Source organism: Nocardioides hungaricus (assembly GCF_054782915.1).
The window spans coordinates 39,137-59,305 of the sequence record NZ_BAAGRO010000035.1; the positions used below are offsets into that span (position 1 = coordinate 39,137).

The following is a 20,169-nucleotide window of genomic DNA, read 5'->3' on the forward strand; positions in this document are numbered from 1 at the left end:
TCGGTTCAGGCGCGCAGCGTCGAGAGTTCAGATGGGAGCGGGCATGTGAGGATGTCGTCGGCATCCTGCAGGGCGTTGACGACCTCATCCACGGCGGAGACGTAGAGCCGCGGGTAGTCCCGCTCGCCCTTGTTCTCGTCGATGACGTAGGCAAGCTGCTCAGTCCCGCGCGAGAACTGTGCGTCGATGCCAACCTTGTTGCCGCGTGGGTCTTGCCGGTGCCAGGCACCGTTGAGGTGGACGGCGACAAGGCCGTGGAGGACGTATCCGTCGTCCGGGTCGCCGAGGCGCTGGTAGCAGAGGCCGGCGGGAACTCCTTGACTGCGCAGGATCGCTGCGAGGAGGTTCGACTTGGCGTAGCAGAGGCCGACGCCCTCGGAGAGCACCTGGGATGCGGTGAGGGTGACGCGGTGGTCTTGGGCGTCGTACGCGTGGGCAATCTTGTCGCGGACCCACTCAAACGCGGCCTTGGCGAACTCGGTGTCGCTGGCATGTCAGTCCCGGAGCTCTTTGCCGAGTGCGACCACGTCGGGGTCGTCCGTTTGGATGATCGAGTCGCCACCGAGGTAGTGGGTCGGCGGCTCGGCCAGCAGTGGCAGGGCGGGCTGGCCTTCCGGGGTGGACCTGACTCGCGCGAGGTGTTCGAGAACCTCGTCTACGAGCTCGTCGAGGGGTCGCATCGAATCGACTTTGACGCGGTCGTCGTGCCAGTCGCTGAATCCGCGTTTGCGGGCGACCACGGACTCCCAGGTCGGTTCGGGGAAGCCGTCGATCCCGCGTCGCCTGCTGGCCAATCGGATCTGGTGCTCCTGTTCGTCACTGCAGAACACCTCGACGAACACGATCGCCTGGCCGACCTCGGCCGAGAGCGAGCGCCACTGATCGCGGGCTGGCTCGACATCGTTGACGGCATCGACGACTACGTCGTTGCCGAGCCGGAGTTGCTCCCTGGCGAGGTCTTCGGCGACGACATACGCGGCCAGGCCAGTGGGTTGATCGCGGTCGATGCCTGCGCGCCACATCGCGGCTTCGATCGGATCGACGGACAGGACGGCGCAGCCGAGAGCGCGCGCGACCTCGTTGCCCACAGCACTCTTGCCCGAGCCTGGAAGCCCGGCCATCACGATCAGCATGGGCCCATCTTCTCCTGCCTCATTGGTCGCTCGTGTCCGCGCCACCGCCGGGATGGGTGGTGAGGTCGGGATGCTCGACGGTCGCGAGGTAGCGGGCGGCTCCTTCGACGCTCATGCCGAACAGGTCGCAGATGCGTCGTACGTCGCCGCCCGTGGCGTGGATCTCGTGGAGGATGCGGTCCTCACGCAGGGCCCTGGGTCGGATGGCGCTGTCTTTCCAGGGGGAGGAGTGGCCGCCGGGGACGAGCCGCGGCGCTGTGCGCCGGTTGATCAGCAGGTGCGGGTTGGCGGTGTTGGGCCACGTCCGGTTGCGGTAGTCGAGCCAGGCTGCGAGCCGAGCTCTAACGGGTGCGGCGAGGGGGATGTCGCGGCCGTTGAGGCGGAGTCGACCGTCGACGATGTCAGTCAACTGGAGCTCGCGGACCTCCTTGCCCGTCAGCGCGTGGAAGGTGATCAGCGCGACGGCGAGCGCGGTGGCGGGGTTCGGAGAGTCCAGCTCGGCCCGGATCAGCTCGGTGTCCAGCGGGAGCGGAATGTTGGTGGCGACACGCGTCAGGTCAATGCCGCGCATGGGGTTCGCGAAGACGAGCCGTCGACCCTTGAGAATCCTGAACAGCGACTTCAGCCCGTTCTCGGCGAAGTGCCGATGGCTCGTGTTCTTCGGCAAGCCGGCGAGTGCGGTGAGGATGTCGTCCTGGGTGATCTCGGCGAACGACCGGCGGCCGGCCTCGACCCATGCCTGAACGACTGGGGCGAGGCCCTGGATGTGCAGCTCGACGGTCTCAGGTTCGCGCGGGAACTGGCGGGGCGCCTGTCGGGACCCGCCGAGCATGATCTGCAGCCACAGCTCAAGGTGCTGGCGCATCGTGTCGGGCAGGGCACCGGAGTCGATGAACTTGGCAGTGAAGTAGCACTCGACCCGGGTGGGGACGTCCTCGATCAGGAGCCCGGCTTCGGCGAGAACGTCGATGGTCGAGAAGATCGTGCCGTCGTAGCGGCGCATCGCGACGACGTCGCTGGCGCGGATCAACGCGGTCGGGGTTGGCCGGACGGTCTGCAGCATCCGCAGGGTCTGCATGACGGCGTTACGTTGCCGCACGCTCCAGCCGTACCGGTGGGCGTGGTCCGCGACGATGGCGGCGCAGTAGCGGGTGAGGTCGCTGTCCTCGACAAGAATGCGCTGTCGCAGGACCTCGGGGTCGGGGTCCATGTCGAACAGCGTGAGCTGCTCAGGTGCGTCTTCGTTGAACCGGGTGCCCGGCTGGTGGGGCAGCTGGTTCTTGTTCTTCTGCGACCAGCGGCCGTCCCAGGTGACGTAGGCCGGCAGCTCGCTCACGCGGCGCTTGAAGACCATGTTGGCGAAGAACAGCTGTTGACTGTGCCTGTTCGACCCGGCGACGTCGGGCGCGCGGCCGGGCGCTTGATCGAAGCGCGCGTTCTCCAGGCACAGGCGGCAGACGCCGGTGTCGCTGACGCGGGTGACCCGGCCGCAGTGCTTGCACGTCCCCTTCGGGTAGTGGCCCTGCCACCACCGGCAGGACCAGCAGGTCCAGTTGTGACGGGGGTACACGCCCCAGGCCAGGCAGCCCTTGCAGGCGTCGATGTGCTCGGGGCTTCGGGGGTGGCAGCGGCTGCACAGGCCCTGGCTGAAGTAGTCGGCTCTGTCTCCGCATCGTCGGCAGGGTGGCGAGATGAATGGTCCGCCGGGAAGGCAGTCGTAGCAGAAGTCGACCCGCGGACTGGTCCACGCGACGGGGTTGATCTGGCAGCGGGTGCACTTGGGAGGCAGCCTCAGCGGAGCGTTCGGTCCAGGTCTTGGCATCAGCCCACGTCCAGTCCCATTCGCCGAACCCGAGATGTTCGCGTCGCCTACAGCGGTGGGGTCGAGCGGGGTGTGCCTGGCCGCGGCCGCACGGGCGTCGTGCTCGGACTGCTGTCGGAGGGGTGGTCGTCGCCGTTGACTGCGTCGGCGGCGTGGGGCCGCCGGGCCGCGACCTTGTCGGGCTCAGGGCTCATCAGGTCGTTCATCGTGCAGCCCAACACATCGCACAGCACGTCGAGGTCGTCCAAGCGCATCGTGATCGGGGTGCCGGCCCACCACGATGACATCTTGCCCGCGGAGATCTCGAGGCCGGCGGCGGCGAGCATCCGGCGCAGCTCGGCGGACTTCCAGATCCCTCGCTCGGCGGCCCGCAGCCGCAGATTCCACTGCATCTGCTTCCTCTCTTTCCTCAGCACTTCTTCGGACTGGTCGGGCGGATCAGGGTGTCGGTGGTCCGGTCAGGCGTCGCTGGCCGAAGCGGCTTTCGAGTCGTTCGTTGGCCTGGTCCCAGGCGTGCTGGATGTGGTCGCTGCGGACGTGGATGTAGCCCGAGGTCGTCGCCAGCCACAGGTGGCCCAGGAGTTCCTGGATGGCCTTGAGGTCCATGCCGGCCTCATACAGCGAGGACGCGCAGTAGTGCCGCAGGACGTGCGGGGTCATCCGGCCCGTCCAGGCCGGGAGCCACTGGTCGACCTGGCTGTTCAGCGTCCTGCGGAGGACGTCGGCACGGGCGCGGCGGCAGCGCCCGAGGTCGTGGTCGAGTCGTTCGGAGGGCAGCAACGGCGCGTCGGGGTCTGCCCAGTCAGCGCCGTACTGCGGGCGGACTTCGGCCAGCCACCATTCGATGAGTTGGTCGGCGCCGTTGATGGCCGGGATCAGGCGTGGCTTGGGTCCGCGGCCGCGGCTGCCCTTGCCGAAGCGGACGTGCAGCTTGCCGCATCCGCCGAGGTCTGGACGCCAGTCGCGGATGTCGAGCATCACGGACTCGTTGATCCGCAACCCAAGTCGACGCCACAGCGAGGCTGCGAAGTAGTCCCGAGCCGCCGGGAGGTACTTCCGGGCGTGCGGGACCGATTCACGCCACCCCGTGAAGAGCGCGTCGACCTCCTGATCCGACGGCGGAACCCGCGCATTGCCCAGGGAGGCGCCGGACTGGCGGTTGTACTCGTCGATCGGCTGCTCGACCTGGACTCCGGTCGTGCGGCGGATGTCTCCGGCGTAGCGGTCGATGACGAACTCGTAGAACACCGACAGCGTGCCCGCCTTGCCGGCCCGCGTCGACACGGTGCGCCCGAGGCGCCGCTGATAGGCAAGGAACTGATCGGCGTCCTGGGGCGTCGCTTCCCACAGCGGACGGGTCAGCGATCGGGCGAACTCGATGACGGTGGCGCGGCTATTGCGGATGTGTCCGTCGCTCAGCCCCGCGGCGACCATCGCCAGCGCGTACTGGTCGACCAACTCTTGCTCGAAGTCCTCGACGTCCTGCGGCGTCGCGAGAACGTACGTGGCCGCGCCGCCTGGCAGGACGCGCAGGCTCATCAGGAACTCAGTTCACTGATGTCGGCCATGCGCCGAGAATACGCCCAAACCGTCAGGAAAGGCGACCGATGATCACCAAGTCTCTCAGCGTCCGGGAACCTGCACTACCTGCACGAACGCAAATCACATGCCCAGATCCACGAAACGAACCGCCATGCCTAGAGACAGGCCATATGAACAACAACGCACCGGCGGCACACCTGGCTCCTGAGACAGGAGGCGCGTCATGAGAGTCCCGACCCGTGACCTCGCGGCCCGCGAGGAGAAGCTCGAAGCGCTGCACCAGAAGCTGACCGAGTCGGTGAGCACGCTGGTGACCGGTGAGGACTGGAAGCAGGCGATGGAGTTCGCCGCCCGGTTCCGCTCACGCTCGTTCAACAACACGATGCTGATCGCGGTGCAGCACGCCGCGGCCTATCAGCAGGGCCGGGTGCCCGACCCGATGCCGACCTACATCGCGGGGTTCCGTCAGTGGCAGAGCCTGGGCCGGTCGGTGATGAAAGGCCAGTCGGGGTACGCGATCCTCGCACCCGTCACCGCCCGGTTCGCCTCGTCGAACCCCGGTAACCCGGAGTCGTGGCGTCGCCTGGCCCGTGGGGAGAAGCCCAGCGCCGGGGAGGCGGTCCGCTCGAAGCTGGTGGGCTTGAAGCCGGCGTACGTGTGGGACATCTCCCAGACCGACGGCGAACCGATCCCCGAAGCACCCCAACCGGCGCTGTTGCGCGGCCAGGCACCGGAGGGGTTGTGGGACGGACTGGCTGATCAGATCACCGCCCGCGGTTTCGAGTTGCGGCTGGTCTCCAGCGCGGCCGCGATCGGTGGCGCGAACGGGCTGACCGACTACCTGACCCGCGAGGTGTCGGTGCGGATGGACATGGACGACGCGGCCCAGGTCAAGACACTCGCGCACGACCTATTGATCGCACCAACGGGAAGGTCCTGAGCCGTCAACGGCCGCAACGTGCACGACGACTCGCCGCTGAATCCAGATCTCCACGCGTCTTGAGCTTGTGCGTGCTGCCCTTCGTCGCAACGAACAAGGAGCGGAAGGAGACATGGATGCAGCGTGACGTGACAGGACTGGTCGTCCCGGCCATCGGAGCCGTGGTCAACATCGAGGCGGCACCGGGCACGGTCCTGCTGGATGCCACGGGCGAGCCGATCGAGGAGGTCAGCGAGTTCTTCGCGACGATGTTGGCCTGTGGTGCGAGCGTCAGCTCGCTCCGCTCCTACGGCCTGGCGCTGCTGCGGTGGTGGCGATTCATCGTCGCGATCGACGTGCCTTGGCATGGCGCGACTCGCCTTGAGGCACGCGACTTCGTGTTGTGGATGCGCCTGGTCGGCCCAGCAGGTCGGCAGGGCGGGTACGCGCCCGCGACCATCAACCACGCGCTCGCTGTCATCAAGATGTTCTACGCCGACCGGATCCGCGCTGGCGACGGACCGCTGATCAACCCGGTCCCCGACGCCGACCACCGAGCCGGACGAAGGACGCAGGCACACCACAATCCGATGCAGCCCTTCGCGCCCGGACCGAGGGCTCCGCTGCGGCAGAAGATGCCCGAGCGGATCCCCCGACACCTCCCAGACCGGCTCTTCGACGAGCTCTTCGCGACGCTGCGCTCCGACCGCGACCGAGCACTGCTGGCGTTCTACGTCTCGACCGGTGCCCGCGCCTCGGAGCTGCTCGGCGTCACCGTGGACCTCGTGAACCCAGGCGACCAGCGCATCGGCGTCCACCGAAAGGGGTCGGGACGCTTGCAGTGGCTGCCGGCCTCGGCCGATGCATTCGTGTGGCTCCGGCTCTACGAGCGGCACTCAAATCGACCCGACGGCGAGCAGGCGTTGTGGTTGACCAGGCGCCGCCCGGTGCGTCCCCTGAACTACTCCGCGGCACGACGCATGCTGCAGCGCGCGAACGAGTCGTTGGGCACCGCGTGGACACTCCACGACCTGCGTCACACCGCCGCCCAGCGGATGGTCGAGGACCCGAGCATGTCGCTGAGCGACGTGCAGTGGGTGTTGGGCCACGCCCACATCACCACGACCCAGCTCTACCTGCGTCCGCGGGAGGAAGAGGTCGTCAGCCGGGTGCTCGCCCATCACCGCGACCGTGCCGAACGGCCGACCACACCACCACCGCCGCCGGTGGACGCGGCCGGATACTCAGCCGAGGTGCTGGCGGTGCTGTTCGGCGGGACGCGGCCATGAGAGACCATATCGACGCAGTCGCCCATCTGCAGAGGGCCGGGCGTCCATCGCGCCACGTGCCCGCCAACAACGGGGCCCGACGCCCCAAGGCACCGACCCCGGCGCTGCCGACACCTGCGATCGCCCGACCCACCATCTGGGCCGCCTCCCAGATGAGCTATGAGGAGGTGCTCGACGCGGTCCGCGACCTGGAACTCGCGAACGGCACCACCTCGCCGAAGCAGATCCGCAGCCAGGCGCTGTTCGCGGAAACCCTGCTCGGGTGGCTGCTGAGATTCCCCGGCGAGTCGTGGCAGCAACGGTGGCACGCCTCGGGGGCGAACGCGGCCGGGAAGGAGTGGACCACCTTGGCGACCGAGCCCGATAAACATGGCTACCTCGTCGCTGCGGTGGGCAGGCTACTGCTGCTGGACGCGATCCGTCCCGACTACTCCTGGCTCTACGCCACGCACGCCACCCCCAGACTCTACGAACGGCTGCGGGCGCTGCGTGATCCCGCGGGGTTCGCCCACATCGAGCGCCTGTGCGACGCTGATGTGCGAATGTTGCCGAGCGACCGGGCCCACGCGCTGAACCAGCTCACCAGGATGCTGGTCCACAACGGCGGCACCTTGGCCGACATCACGCTGCCGGACTGCATCGAGGCACACCGAGCACAGGACGGCTATCGTGGCCGATCCCACCCCCGCTGGTACACGCTGCTCCGGGAAGCCGCGATCGTCCCGGCCGACAGCCCGCCAACCATCTTCGCCGCGTCCCGACGAGGGCAACTCACGATCGAGGAGATGGTCGACCGCTACGACGTCGTCTGCCGCCCGATCCGGGACCTGCTCGTCGCCTACCTCTACGAACGCCGAGCCGCGATGGACTACAACTCCATCCGCTACCTCGCAGCCAAACTCGTGCTGCTGTTCTGGCGCGACCTGGAGATCCACGAGCCCGGCATCGACACCCTCCACCTGACCGACGGCGTCGCCCGGCGCTGGAAGACCAGGCTCAGCGGCCCAGTGCTGTACGGCAGCAACCGCGTGGGGAAGAAGCGCGAGGACCCGTACACGGTCCTCATGGCCGTCCGAGCCTTCTACGCCGACCTGTCCCACTGGGCGCTGGAGGACCCGGCCCGGTGGGCCAGATGGGCCGCACCATCGCCGGTGGACTCCCGCGACCTGGCTGGCATGACCAAGATGCTCAAGCGGTCACGGTCACGCACCCACCAGCGCATCCGGGAGTTGGCGCCGCTGCTGCCACGGCTCGTCGACGCAGCCAGCGCCCACAAGACCACGGCCAAGGCTCTGCTCGATGCCGCCGCCGCAACTCCTCCTGGAGAGTGGTTCACCGAGGCAGGGAGCACGCTGCGACGGGCGTCCCTGAGCGACGACGCGAGCAGCGGCCGGAAGGTCAGTCGTGGGCATGTGTACGTCGATGCTCCGGTGCGCAGCGGCACCAGCGCCCGGCCGCAGGACAATCGCAGGAACCTGAGCCTTGAGGCCGACCGGGCGGTCTGGGCTTGGGCGCTGGTCGAGGTCCTGCGTCACACCGGGGCACGGATCGAGGAGGTCCTCGAGATCACCCACCGATCGTTCGTTTCCTACCGGCTGCCGTCGACCGGCGAGGTGGTCCCGATGCTGCAGATCACCCCGTCCAAGACCGACAAGGAACGGCTCTTGGTCATCGGGCCCGAGCTCGCGGTGGCTTTCGCCGAGATCATCTCCCATGTCCGCGGCGACAACGAGCAGCTGCCGCTGGTCAGCCGCTACGACAGTGCCGAACGCGTCCACAGCCCAGAACTCCCGTTCCTGTTCCAGCGGCCGTGGGGCACCGGAAGGATCGCGATGAGCTCGTCGTACGTCGTCAAACTGCTCGACGAGCTGGTCACCACTGCGAAGATCACCAACAGCGACCGCACACCCGCCAAGTTCAGCCCGCACGACTTCCGGAGGATCTTCGCCACCGAGGCCGTCGCATCCGGCCTGCCCGTGCACATCACCGCCAAGATCCTGGGCCACGACTCGATCGCGACGACCCAGACCTACGTCGCTGTCTACGACCAGGACGTGATCGAGCATCACCGTTCCTACATCGCGCGCCGACGGGCACTCCGACCGTCGCAGGAGTACCGCGAGCCCACCGACAGCGAGTGGGACGAGTTCCTCGGCCACTTCGCCCAGCGCAAGCTCGAGCTCGGCACCTGCGGGCGTGCCTACGGCATCGGCTGCCAACACGAACATGCCTGTATCCGCTGCCCGATGCTCCGCCCTGACCCCGACCAGCACCAACGGCTACAGAGCATCATCGCCAGCCTCGAAGAGCGGATCGCCGAGGCCACTCAGCGTGGCTGGCTCGGCGAAGTCGACGGCCTGCGGACCAGCCTCGCCGCAGCCGAGCAGAAGCTCACCCAGATGCAGCGCACCGCAACCAACCTCGGCATGCCCATCTTCCCGCGCCGCAAATGATGTGCCGCGTCAGCCGGCGATCGGGGCTTGCGGGACGCGAGCGCGACTGCGGCTCAGCCGAGTAGCGGGCGTTCCGGACTCGCGGGCCTCCGTCCGACGTAGGTTGCTCCGGTGCCCGGGTGCGCCGAGGAGGAGGCGTCGAGCTACGCCTCGAGAAGGGAACTCGTCGTTCGTGAGTCGAGGGCGTTGACCGCGTCCCGGAAGACGCGTTGACCGGCTCGGGGTCGGCTACTTCGGCGCGGAGAGGATGTGACAGATGTCGGCGTCGGCGCAGTCCGCGGGATCGAGGACTTGGCTGCGTTCGACGAGTGCTTCGAGCTCTGATTCCAGGGCGGCGAGGTGTCTGATGCGTTCCTGGACGTCGGTGAGCTTGTGGTCGATGAGCGCCGCCACGTGCGTGCATGGCGCGGCCCCCTCGTCGCGCAGTTCGATGATGCTGCGGATTTCGGCGAGGGTGAGTCCCGCGGCCTGCGCCAGCCTGATGAAGTGCAGCCGGGTCAGCGTGGAGTGGTCGTAGACGCGGTAGCCGTTGGCGCTGCGCCCCGGTTCGGGCAGGAGCCGCTTGCGCTCGTAGAACCGAAGGGTCTGGCTGGGCACCCCGACCGTGTCGGCGAGCTCTCCGATCAGCATGGCGCAAGTCTAGCGGCTTGACCTTATACCGCAGATCAAGGTTTACCCTCGCGGGCATGGACATCACGTTGTTGTACTTCGATGACTGCCCCAACTGGCAGGTCGCTGACCAGCGTCTTGCGGCCATTGCCGCAGAGCGCATCGACGTCACGGTGACACATCGGCGTGTCGAAACACTGGAGGATGCTGAGCGGGTGGGATTCCGCGGCTCGCCCAGCATCCTCGTCGACGGCGTCGACCTGTTCGCCGAGCCGGGCGCAGAGGTGGGGCTGTCCTGTCGTGTGTACGGCACACCAGATGGCTTGGCCGGGGCGCCCACTACGGACCAACTCCGGGCGGCGCTCACCGTGGTGGACGAAGGCGTGCGATGACCCAGGCGTACGACTTGATTGTGGTCGGCGCGGGCATGGCCGGTGTCGCTGCGGCGAACAAGTGCGCCGCGGCGGGCTGGAACGTCGCGATCGTCGACGTACTGCCGTACGGAGGCACGTGCGCGTTGCGCGGGTGCGACCCGAAGAAGATCCTGCGGCGCGGTGCCGAGATCCTCGACAGCGCCCGACTGCTGCGCGGCAAGGGCATAGATGACGCCGGCCTGTCGATCAACTGGACCGACCTGATCAAGCACAAGCATGGCTTCACCGACCCGGTCCCGCAGAACACGGAGAACCGTCTGTCTCGCAATGGCGTCGACACCCTGCACGGCGAGGCCCGGTTCACCGGCGCGAACACCCTCCAGATCGCCGGCGCCTCGTACGCGGCGACCCACCTCCTGATCGCCACCGGTGCCCGTCCCCGGCCGTTGGACTTCCCGGGACACGAGCACATGATCGACAGCACCGAGTTCATGGACCTGGAGGTGCTGCCCCCGAGGATCCTGTTCGTCGGTGGTGGCTTCATCTCGTTCGAGTTCGCGCACATCGCGGCGCGGGCCGGCAGCGTCGCAACCATCATCGACCGCGGCCCGGTGCCGCTCAAGAGTTTCGACCCCGACCTGGTCGAGCTCCTCATCAGCCGGGGCATCGAGGCAGGGATCGAGATGCAGCGCGCCACGACGGTCACCTCGATCGTGAATACCGAGCGCGGATACCAGGTCACTGGGGAACGATCCGGCGACGCGGTGACCCGGGAGTTCGACCTCGTGGTTCACGGAGCCGGCCGGATCCCCGACGTCGCGGGCCTTGACCTGGACGCGGCCGGGGTCGAGTGGGACGCCCACGGCGTGCGCGTGGCCGGTCACCTGCAGAGCACCACCAACCCTGCCGTCTACGCCGCGGGCGACGCGGCCAACAGCCCCGGCATGCCGCTGACCCCGGTCGCCGTGGCGGAGGCCAAGGTCGCCGCGTCCAACATGCTCAAGGCGACCAAGACAGTCCCCGACTACGCCGGAATCCCCACGGCGGTCTTCACGATCCCCGAGCTCGCCCGGGTGGGGATGCTGGAGCAAGAGGCCCGCGACCAAGGAATCGACATCGACGTCCGGTACCGCGACACCAGCGGCTGGTACTCCAACTACAGGATCGGTGAGACCACCGCGGCGACCAAGATCCTCGTCGAACGATCCAGCGACCGGATCGTCGGAGCCCACCTGCTCGGCCCGGAGTACGCCGAACTGATCAACTTCCTCGGACTCGCGATCAAACTCGACCTGACCACCCGGCAACTGAAGTCGATGACGGCCGCCTACCCCACGGTCGGATCAGACCTCGGCTCGATGCTCTGACCCCGTGGCGCCACGACACAGAACCCCAGACAGAGCACCGAGAGGGTGGTGGGAGTCGCAACGGCGGGTACCCGGTTCGCGGTGTCCAATGGTCTTGGCGTTGCGACGGTTCCCAGCCGTCTGTACGACGCCAGCCACGACGCCACGCGCCATGCACCGACTTGACGCCGAGAGACCTTTCCGAACTGGAGGCAGGACGATGAGAACGCACGAACACTCCGCGGGTCAGCACGATGACCAAGCAGGCCGCGAGGGGACCGCGACCGCGGTCCTCGAGGTCTCTGGGGTCCAGTGGGCGTCCAGCAAGAACGTGGCCGAGGCGGTGCTGTCTCGTCGTCCCGGGGTGCTGTCGGTCGAGGCCAACCCGGTGGCCCAGACCGCCACGGTGACCTATGACCGCAACCGCACGAACGTGGGGAACTGCGGGACTGGGTGCGTGAGTGCGGCTTCCACTGCGCGGGCCAGTCCGTGCCCCACCACGTGTGCGACCCGATGCTCGAGCCGGGACACACCGACCTCGACGGCCAAGCCGCGCACGGCGGGCACGCCGCCTACGAGGGGCACCCGGCTCACGCGAACGCTGCTGCCTCCCCGGTCTCGTCGCCGCATGATGCGATGGGCCACGGCGGACACGGTGCGATGTCGATGGACGACATGGTCCGCGACATGCGCAACCGGTTCCTGGTGGCTCTGCTGCTGGCCGTGCCCGTCTCGCTGTACTCCCCGATGGGCCGCGACATGCTCGGCTTCGACGCGGCGGCCCCGTTCGGGCTGCGCGACGACGTGTTCACCCTGATCCTGTCGCTCCCGGTCATCTTCTACTCCGCGTGGATCTTCTTCGATGGGGCCTGGCGGGCCCTGCGCGCCCGGACCCTGGACATGATGGTGCTGGTCGCGGTGGCCGTCGGCGCCGGCTGGCTCTACTCCCTCGGGATCACCCTCACCGGCGGCGGTGAGGTCTTCTACGAGGCCGCCGTGATGCTGACGGCGTTCGTGCTGCTGGGTCACTGGTTCGAGATGCGTGCCCGGGGCGGCGCGAACGACGCGATCCGCACACTGCTCGACCTGGCGCCGCCGATGGCTGTTGTTCTCCGCGACGGCGAACCGGTCGAGGTCCCGACGGCGGAGGTCCAGGTCGACGAGCTACTCCTGGTGCGGCCCGGCGCGAAGTTCGCCACCGACGGCGTCGTCGAGGAGGGCGACTCGGAGGTCGACGAGTCGATGGTGACGGGCGAGAGCCTGCCGGTGCACAAGGTGCCCGGCGACCCGGTCATCGGCGCCACCGTCAACGCCAGCGGCACGCTCCGGGTGCGTGCCACCAAGGTGGGCGCCGACACTGCCCTGGCCCGGATCGTCGCGCTGGTGCAGCAGGCGCAGAACTCCAAGGCGCCCGGACAGCGACTGGCGGACAAGGCTGCGTTCTGGCTCGTCCTGGTTGCCCTGGTCGGCGGAGTCGGCACCTTCCTGGTCTGGCTGGCGGCGGGTGCAAGTGTGCAGACCGCGTTGCTGTTCGCCATCACCGTCGTGGTGATCACCTGCCCCGACGCCCTCGGCCTGGCCACGCCGACCGCGATCATGGTCGGCTCCGGACTCGGCGCGAAGCGGGGGATCCTGTTCAAGAACGCCACCGCGATCGAAACCTCCGCGCGGATCGACACGGTCGTCTTCGACAAGACCGGCACCCTCACCAAGGGCGAGCCTGAGGTCACCGACGTGGTGCTGGGCGACATCGACCGCGACCGCCTGCTGGCCCTCGCGGGCGCCCTGGAGCGGGAGTCCGAGCACCCGCTCGCCCAGGCGGTCGTGAGCTACGTCGACGCGACCGACGTCCCGCGGCTGCGCGCCACGGGGTTCCGCAACGTCACCGGGATCGGCGCCCTTGCCGAGGTTGACGGCCACAAGGTGGCGATCGGCAACCGTCGCCTCATGGAGTCCGAGGGCATCGCCGTGACCGGCGACCTGGGAGCGCGGCGCGATGAGATCGCCTCCGGCGGCCGGACGGCGGTATTCGTCGCCGTCGACGGCTCGGCTGTCGGCGTGATCGGGATGGCCGACGCAGCCCGCGAGACCTCCCCGGCGACCGTCGCGGCCCTCCACGACGCCGGCATTCGGGTGGCGATGCTCACCGGCGACAACCGGGCAACCGCGGAGCGGATCGCCGCGGAGCTGGGCATCGACACCGTGATCGCCGAAGTGCTGCCCGAGGACAAGGCCCACCAGGTCCAGCAGTTGCAGGCCCAAGGGCGCGTCGTCGCGATGGTCGGTGACGGTGTCAACGACTCGCCCTCGCTGGTGCAGGCCGACGTCGGCATCGCCGTGGGCGCCGGCACCGACGTCGCCATCGAGGCCGCGGACATCGTCCTCATGCGCTCCGACCCGCTCGACGTCCCGGTGGCGTTGACCATCGGGCGCGGCACGCTGCGCAAGATGCGGCAGAACCTCGGCTGGGCCGTCGGCTACAACGCCGTGGCGTTGCCCATCGCGGCCGGCGTCTTCGAGCCCGCCCTCGGACTGGTGCTCCGCCCCGAGGTCGCCGCCCTATCCATGTCCGGGTCCAGCTTCCTGGTGGCCGTCAACGCGCTGCTCCTCAAGCGTCTCCGGCTCCCAGCGCAGGCTGCCGGTGCAGAGCCGGCCAAGCGTGACGAGCTCGAGTCGGTCGGTTGACCGGGCGGCGATCGGCTTACCGCACCGCGCGACTGCTTTCTGGCCGACGCCACACACCTAAGAGACATGACCGGAGACAAGCCCGGCACGTGTCGGGGCTGGTGCAGAAAAGAGCTGGGGCACGTGATGCTCCACGGCCCCGGCCAGCCTGATGCGCGGGCCGACGCGGTTCTGCACCGCGGCATCGCCGAGGTCGAGGCCGAGTCGGTTGCGCTCATGGTCAGCGCCGCCCACGGCCTTGCTACCGACGACTACACCATCCCCTACGTCGCCTCGTGGGCATCGAGTGTCCAGGGCAAGACCCCGGTCGAGGTCGTCCAGGCCACCGCCGAACGGGTCCGTGGCGCTGCGGTCACGATCCTGGACACCCTCGACACCCCGCAGGTCGGTGACGGCAACCCACCCGGACTCGACCGCGAAGCCCTCGCTGCCGGACGGTCGGTTGGCCGGTCGGCTGGCCGGGATGCGGTGTCGGTGCAGCCCGTCGCGCAGCGGGAAGTGGAGACGGTCGGACGATGAGCATGCTTCACACCGGTGCGCCGTACCGACGCGACGACCGGCAGACCATCCGGGTCCCGGTGGTGATGCCGCTGGTCGAGGTCGACGTCGATGAGAACGGGTTTCTGAGCGTCACCCTCGATCACGAGCCGTACTCGGCGCAGGACTCCCTGACCCGCGACGACCTCAAACGAGTCGTCGACGACATCGCCGACGACCTCGGTACGGCGGTCCGGGTCGAGGTTCGCGAAGCCGACCGCTCGGCGTTCACCGACATCGTCACCCCCAGCCACCGAGCGGTGCCCGAGACACCCAGCAAGCCGGCGACGGTCAAGCCCCGTCCTGTCGAGCCGGAGCCCGTGAAGCTGATCCGCGGAATCACCACGAGCGCGGGTGAGGTGACCGGCGACGGGTTCCTGCCGAATGAGGACGTCGCGGTCGCGGTCATCGTGGCCCACCAGACCACCACCACCGACGGCACAGCCCGCCTCCGGCTGCCACCAGCGCTTCTGGAGGCCCACCCCGGGCTGGTGGTGTTCATGGGCAGGGAGTCCGGCACCGTCCTCGTCAGCAGCAGTACCAGCGGCAGCGTCAGCGGCGGGGCCGCGTGAACCCCCGCAGCCAAGGCGTCGACGACGAGCTGGTCAACCTCGGCCTGATCCTCATTGCCGCCATCGGTGTCGTCGCGGCGATCCTGAGACTCGCCGGAACGGTCGCAGCGTTCCTCTCGCGCGCCGAGCAGCCGACCGGCGGCTGGGACGCGGGCCTCCGGGTGCTGGCGCACCCCACCGACCCGACAGGGGCGCTCGGCGCCGACGGACTCCCGGCGTGGGTCTACTGGCTCGTCCTGGCCGTGATGCTCGCCGCGATAGCAGGGCTCGGCCTGGTGGTGTGGCGGCTCATCGCGACGATGCGGCACACCACCTCACAAAACCCGCATCACCTGGCCGGTGTCGCGACCAGTCGCGACGTCCGGGCCGTGACATCCAGCAGAGCGCTACTCGCCAGGGGACGGACGCTGCGACCGTCGTTGGACAAACCCGCCGCCTCCGATATCGGCTACCTGCTCGGCCGATCGCGTGGCCAGAGCGTGTGGGCGTCGGTGGAGGACTCGATGCTCCTCCTCGGACCACCCCGGTCCGGGAAGGGCCTGCACGTGGTAATCAACGCGATCCTCGACGCCCCCGGCGCGGTTATCACCACCGCCACCCGGCCCGACAACATCGCCGCCACCCTCACCGCCCGCCAAGCGCGCGGCCCAGTCGCGGTGTTCGACCCACAACGGCTGGCCGAAGGACTCCCAGCCGGGCTGCGGTGGTCGCCCGTACGCGGCTGCGAAGACCCCCTGACCGCGATGATCCGCGCCACCGGCCTCGCCTCGGCCACCGGCCTCTCCACCGGAGGCGTTGAATCCGGTGGGTTCTGGGAAGGCAAGACCCGCACCGCACTCCAAGCCCTCCTCCACGCCGCAGCCCTCGACCAGAGGTCGCCGCGGGAGTTGTTCGGGTGGACGCTCTCACCCTCAGCGGCAGCCGACGCGGTCGCGATCCTCGCCAGCGACCCCGACGCGGCGCCTGGGTGGGCCGATTCGCTGGAGTCGATGATCCACGCCGACCCCCGTACCCGTGACTCGATCTGGATGGGCGTCTCCCTCGCCCTGTCCTGCCTGGCCGACCCTCGGGTCCTCGACGTCGTCTCACCCCAGCCTGGCGAGCAGTTCGACCCCGTCCAGTTCCTCACCCACAACGGGACTCTCTACCTGCTCGCCACTGGCGCCGGAGCAGGTGCTTCGTGGTCGCTGGTCGCCGCGTTCATCGAAGACCTCGTCGAAACCGCTCGCCACCTCGCCGCCGCCTCACCCGGCGCACGCCTCGACCCGCCCTTGTTGCTGGCGTTGGACGAGATCGGGAACCTCTCCCCGCTCCCGTCGCTGCCCGTGCTCATGGCCGAAGGCGGCGGCACCGGCATCACCACCATGCCGGTCCTCCAGTCACTCTCCCAGGCACGCGACAAGTGGGGCGACCACGCCGCCGGCGCGATCTGGGACGCAAGCATCGTCAAGGTCATCCTCGGCGGCACCTCCTCAGCCAAGGACCTCCAAGACCTCTCCGCTCTCATCGGGGAACGCGACGAGAAGACCGACACCGTCTCGGTCGGCGACTACGGCTCACGCTCCCTGCAACGCTCGATACGCCGGGTTCCGGTCATGCCACCCGAAGTCATCCGGACCCTGCCCTTCGGCACCGCCCTCGTCCTGCTGCGCAGCGCGCCACCTCTGGTCACCGACCTACGCCCCTGGACCGCCCGCAAAGACGCCAGCGAACTCCGGCAACAGCGGACCCAGGTCGAGACCGAACTGCAGCGCCGCTGAACCGCCCTCGGCCTTCCGCGCGTGCGCCGTCGGCTGGCAGCCGGGATTGAACACGCGCGTCGTCGTAGCCGGGGGCTCGTCGACCTTCGCGACCGGACGCCCCGGACGGACGCAGGTTGCCGCCGCAGTTCGGACACACCATCGCCAGCACGTCCCGCGCAGTCGCCACACCAGGTGCACTCGAACGTGCAGATCCACACGTCGTCGGGGTCGACCGCGAGGTCGCGATCGTAGCACTCACAGTTCGGGCGCAACTCCAGCGCGAACGCCAGCTCTATCGAGGCCGACGTACGACCGTCGCACACCTGAGGTCTGAGAGCAGTCGCCAGCAGGGCGGCCGCCCAGACCGTCAGGAGCCAGTGATGACGATTCCCACCCAGATGAGCCTCCAGGGGTTCATCGCCACCGCCCCCGAGCTCACCTTCACCGGCCGCGGGCACGCGAGGTTCTACTGCCGCGTCGGGATCGAGCAGCACCGCAAGGAGACCAACGGCTCCTTCACCAAGCTCGACCCGGTCTACTGCGACCTGGTGCTCTTCGACCGCGCCGCCGAGCGGGCCTACCCGCGGTTCAAGCCGGGCGACCAGATCGTCGCCTCGGGCTACATCCACGAGTACCAGCCCGACGAGAGCAAGCACGCCGAGGTCCGTGAGCAGTTCGTCGCCCGACGGATCGGGCACGACTGCGCCCGCACCCGCTACGTCGTGGACCGCACACCCTCCCAGCAGCCCGACCCACCCACCAACGAGATGACGGTTGTGAACGAGCCCGCCCGGGCCGTCGGGCTCTGACCGGCACCGTGCGATGAGCACCGACCACCGCCAATCGACGCTCCTCGACCTCGACACCAGCGAGTCAGACCGAGGCGAGTACGGCGGTCCCGAGCTGTTCGGGACCGTCGACTACTCCGGCTTCAGCGAGCTTGGTGAGTTGGGTGAGGGCGAGTCGTTGCGGCCGATCAACTGGAACCTGTTGACCGGCGACGAGGCGATGGCCGAGTGGACCGACCTCGACGCCTGGGTGACCTGGCTACGCCTCACCTACGGGCTGCCGCCCACGGTGGTGCCGCCGTACTGGCATCGCCACGACGAACTGGTCTGGGAACTCTCCGCCCTGCACACCCACTGGCTCAACGCCTACCACCCCGATGGCACCCCCTCGGGTCCGATCGGGTGGCACCGCGACTTCGCCGAGGCCCGCAACCGGCTCCGTGAATGGGTCTCTACCGCCGGCTGTCGGCTCGACCGCGACCGACCCACTCGACAGACCACCTGGCCGGGCGAACCGACGCGTGAGAACGGCGCCGAGACCGAGATCGTCGACCGGTACGCCGACTTCCTGCTGTTCGTCCGCGACGACGTCACCGTCCGTCGCGCCATCGAAGACCAAGTCCACGCCGCGTCGTAGCCGGCTCCACAGCGGCACTGCACGCGGCCCTCATCCACAGCCGCACGTCTTCGCCGGCCGTGTTCTGGCCCCACGGCGACACGGTGAAAGACCCGCCCCGTATGCCGAAAGGACATTCTCATGCTGCTTGCCCACGCGCTGACTCTCGCCGAGGCCCGCTCGTACGTCGCCGCCCTTGCGGACGCCGCCCGCACCACCGACGCGTCGATCGAGTACGACCGCGTCCTGCTCCAGATCGACGTCATCCACGGCGATCTCATCCCCGGCATCCATCCCGTCGCCATCACGGACCGTGACGTGCTCTTCGACGTCGCCGAGTCCGCGATCGAGGACCTGGCCGGTCACGGGATCGACATCCTGAGCGTCGAGCTGGTCCTGGACATGCTGTGGGTCGCCCGCGACCTGGACGCCCCCTGATGTACGGCGAGACCAGCGGGATGCTCCGCGACGCCCTCGGTGAACTATTGCGTCAGCACCGCATCCAGCACCGCATCGGCGGCCCCGGACTGCACACCGTCCCCGAGACCACCACCATCGCCGAACGCGCCGCCATCGGGGAACGGATCGCCCGCTACCGCCACAGCGTGCTCACCTGGTGCCACCAAGCCATGCGCGCCACCAGCCCTGACAACCGCAGCGATCCCGCCGGGGAACTGCGTTACCGACTCGACCGCACCCTCGCCGGCGTTCAAGTGCCGCTGCCGACCCTCGACGAGCTCACCACTGAACAGCGGTTCCCGATGGTCGACCTGTGGCGCCAAGCCGCCCGCGCCTGCGCCCTCGGCGAGCACGACTTCGACGCCGGAGTCGGCTACGGCCGACTCTCCAGAGCCCAATCCCTGACCGTCGTCCACGACGCCGCGGACGTCGTACGAGCGTTGGTCAGCCTCGACCGCCGCTACGCAGGAATCCCCGACTGGCAGGCCCTCACCGAACCCGGCAGGCTCGGCCGAGCAGCCGCCACCTGCGCCACCTGGTCCGGAAACCGCGAACCCGACTACACCGTCGACCGGCGCGGCTGGCGCCCCACCCCGACGCTCGTCGAGGAACCTCCGGCTCCGGGAGTCGAGGGTGTCCTCCAGGCCCAGCGCAACCTGCTCATCCACCTGATCAAGTTCCCCGACGCCCAGAGCCTGCGCGTCGTCCTCGACTCCCAACGCATCGTCTCCCTCGAAACCGCAGCCCGCATCGCCCGCGGGGAAGATCCCCAAGCAGCCCGGTGGAACCGGCGGGCCGAGACCTACGAACGGCTCGTCCACCAAACCCGCGACCTCGGCGGCCTCTACGGCAAGGGCGGACCCGCTGCCGGACAAGGCGCCCTCGCCGCCATGCGCGCAGAGAAGCTCCCCGCCGACGCGCTGGCCGAGCCGGACCCGGTCCGACGACTGACGCGCATCAGCGCCGGGATCGACGAACGGATCTGCACCGCCATCGAACTCGGCATCAACGAACGCCTCTACTTCCACCGCGTGGACATACCCGCGATCGAGAACGACCACGGCGAGCTCGTCACGCCTCCACGCCGGGAATGGCAGCCCGTCACCGGCACCGTCCGGACCGACCTGATTGCCACTCTTCGCGGCGACCTGCGGCCCATACCTATCCAACGACAGCCGCCGAAAGGAACCGCGCAAAGTCGCCACGACTTCGAAATCGCGCTGACCCACCGGCCCCCACCGAGAGGAGCGAGCCCAGATGTCCCGTCAATCTGACACCCCGTC

Annotated in this window: 18 protein-coding genes and 3 pseudogenes; 14 read left to right on the plus strand and 7 right to left on the minus strand. The window is 68.7% G+C overall.

All coding sequences use genetic code 11. From position 1 onward, the window contains the following. Window positions 1-5: 5 nt before the first annotated feature. From ACYVKX_RS15385 to ACYVKX_RS15405, 5 genes and pseudogenes are all read right to left on the minus strand, one after another. Window positions 6-476 (minus strand): annotated as a pseudogene (locus tag ACYVKX_RS15385) (transglutaminase-like domain-containing protein); the annotation flags it as partial. An 18-nt stretch (window positions 477-494) separates the two neighbouring features. After that, window positions 495-1,133: an AAA family ATPase gene (locus ACYVKX_RS15390; RefSeq protein ID WP_460834070.1), complete on the minus strand. Its 639-nt coding sequence runs from the start codon at window positions 1,131-1,133 to the stop codon at window positions 495-497. A gap of 19 nt (window positions 1,134-1,152) precedes the next feature. Further along, complete coding sequence (locus tag ACYVKX_RS15395) at window positions 1,153-2,703, minus strand: hypothetical protein (RefSeq protein WP_460834073.1); 1,551 nt, start codon at window positions 2,701-2,703, stop codon at window positions 1,153-1,155. A 299-nt stretch (window positions 2,704-3,002) separates the two neighbouring features. Next, complete coding sequence (locus tag ACYVKX_RS15400; protein WP_460834075.1) at window positions 3,003-3,347, minus strand: helix-turn-helix domain-containing protein; 345 nt, start codon at window positions 3,345-3,347, stop codon at window positions 3,003-3,005. Between the two features lie 46 nt (window positions 3,348-3,393). Then, a complete protein-coding gene (locus ACYVKX_RS15405; protein WP_460834077.1) occupies window positions 3,394-4,494 on the minus strand; it encodes a tyrosine-type recombinase/integrase in 1,101 nt (366 codons plus the stop codon). Window positions 4,495-4,720: 226 nt separating this feature from the next. Here ACYVKX_RS15405 and ACYVKX_RS15410 point away from each other — a divergent pair, with 226 nt between their 5' ends. From ACYVKX_RS15410 to ACYVKX_RS15420, 3 genes are all read left to right on the plus strand, one after another. Beyond that, window positions 4,721-5,437 carry an ArdC family protein gene (locus tag ACYVKX_RS15410; protein ID WP_460834079.1) on the plus strand — a complete coding sequence of 239 codons (717 nt, stop codon included), beginning with the start codon at window positions 4,721-4,723 and terminating at the stop codon, window positions 5,435-5,437. A 116-nt stretch (window positions 5,438-5,553) separates the two neighbouring features. Beyond that, a complete protein-coding gene (locus tag ACYVKX_RS15415) occupies window positions 5,554-6,705 on the plus strand; it encodes a tyrosine-type recombinase/integrase (RefSeq protein ID WP_460834082.1) in 1,152 nt (383 codons plus the stop codon). A 152-nt stretch (window positions 6,706-6,857) separates the two neighbouring features. After that, entirely contained in the window at window positions 6,858-9,158 is a 2,301-nt protein-coding gene (locus ACYVKX_RS15420; RefSeq protein ID WP_460834087.1) for a tyrosine-type recombinase/integrase, read from the plus strand. Window positions 9,159-9,386: 228 nt separating this feature from the next. Here the strand turns inward: ACYVKX_RS15420 and ACYVKX_RS15425 are convergent, their stop codons facing one another. Further along, a complete protein-coding gene (locus tag ACYVKX_RS15425) occupies window positions 9,387-9,788 on the minus strand; it encodes a heavy metal-responsive transcriptional regulator (RefSeq protein ID WP_460834090.1) in 402 nt (133 codons plus the stop codon). Window positions 9,789-9,844: 56 nt separating this feature from the next. Between ACYVKX_RS15425 and ACYVKX_RS15430 the strand changes: the two genes are divergently transcribed. The 7 genes and pseudogenes from ACYVKX_RS15430 to ACYVKX_RS15460 all read left to right on the plus strand — a co-directional run bounded on the left by ACYVKX_RS15430 (window position 9,845) and on the right by ACYVKX_RS15460 (window position 17,041). Then, complete coding sequence (locus tag ACYVKX_RS15430; RefSeq protein ID WP_460834094.1) at window positions 9,845-10,159, plus strand: DF family (seleno)protein; 315 nt, start codon at window positions 9,845-9,847, stop codon at window positions 10,157-10,159. Then, window positions 10,156-11,508 carry a dihydrolipoyl dehydrogenase family protein gene (locus ACYVKX_RS15435; RefSeq protein WP_460834098.1) on the plus strand — a complete coding sequence of 451 codons (1,353 nt, stop codon included), beginning with the start codon at window positions 10,156-10,158 and terminating at the stop codon, window positions 11,506-11,508. The genes ACYVKX_RS15430 and ACYVKX_RS15435 overlap by 4 nt, the downstream gene beginning before the upstream one ends. A gap of 199 nt (window positions 11,509-11,707) precedes the next feature. Beyond that, window positions 11,708-11,854 (plus strand): annotated as a pseudogene (locus tag ACYVKX_RS15440) (hypothetical protein); the annotation flags it as partial. A 122-nt stretch (window positions 11,855-11,976) separates the two neighbouring features. After that, on the plus strand, window positions 11,977-14,172 hold the full coding sequence (locus ACYVKX_RS15445) for a heavy metal translocating P-type ATPase (RefSeq protein ID WP_460834102.1): 2,196 nt from the start codon (window positions 11,977-11,979) through the stop codon (window positions 14,170-14,172). Between the two features lie 66 nt (window positions 14,173-14,238). After that, a complete protein-coding gene (locus ACYVKX_RS15450; RefSeq protein WP_460834104.1) occupies window positions 14,239-14,691 on the plus strand; it encodes a hypothetical protein in 453 nt (150 codons plus the stop codon). Next, entirely contained in the window at window positions 14,688-15,281 is a 594-nt protein-coding gene (locus ACYVKX_RS15455; RefSeq protein ID WP_460834106.1) for a hypothetical protein, read from the plus strand. The genes ACYVKX_RS15450 and ACYVKX_RS15455 overlap by 4 nt, the downstream gene beginning before the upstream one ends. Next, window positions 15,278-17,041, plus strand: coding sequence for a type IV secretory system conjugative DNA transfer family protein (locus tag ACYVKX_RS15460; protein ID WP_460834110.1), 1,764 nt, complete (start codon window positions 15,278-15,280; stop codon window positions 17,039-17,041). Before ACYVKX_RS15455 ends, ACYVKX_RS15460 begins: the two co-directional genes overlap by 4 nt. Window positions 17,042-17,202: 161 nt before the next feature. Here ACYVKX_RS15460 and ACYVKX_RS15465 read toward each other — a convergent pair. Continuing rightward, window positions 17,203-17,517 (minus strand): annotated as a pseudogene (locus ACYVKX_RS15465) (DUF1272 domain-containing protein); the annotation flags it as partial. Here ACYVKX_RS15465 and ACYVKX_RS15470 point away from each other — a divergent pair. From ACYVKX_RS15470 to ACYVKX_RS15485, 4 genes are all read left to right on the plus strand, one after another. Continuing rightward, window positions 17,404-17,832 carry a single-stranded DNA-binding protein gene (locus ACYVKX_RS15470; protein ID WP_460834113.1) on the plus strand — a complete coding sequence of 143 codons (429 nt, stop codon included), beginning with the start codon at window positions 17,404-17,406 and terminating at the stop codon, window positions 17,830-17,832. The pseudogene ACYVKX_RS15465 and the gene ACYVKX_RS15470 sit on opposite strands and share 114 nt — an antisense overlap. A gap of 13 nt (window positions 17,833-17,845) precedes the next feature. Next, window positions 17,846-18,448 carry a hypothetical protein gene (locus ACYVKX_RS15475; RefSeq protein WP_460834117.1) on the plus strand — a complete coding sequence of 201 codons (603 nt, stop codon included), beginning with the start codon at window positions 17,846-17,848 and terminating at the stop codon, window positions 18,446-18,448. Window positions 18,449-18,568: 120 nt separating this feature from the next. Continuing rightward, window positions 18,569-18,865, plus strand: coding sequence for a hypothetical protein (locus ACYVKX_RS15480; protein ID WP_460834119.1), 297 nt, complete (start codon window positions 18,569-18,571; stop codon window positions 18,863-18,865). After that, window positions 18,865-20,160, plus strand: coding sequence for a hypothetical protein (locus ACYVKX_RS15485; protein WP_460834123.1), 1,296 nt, complete (start codon window positions 18,865-18,867; stop codon window positions 20,158-20,160). The genes ACYVKX_RS15480 and ACYVKX_RS15485 overlap by 1 nt, the downstream gene beginning before the upstream one ends. Window positions 20,161-20,169 lie beyond the last annotated feature (9 nt).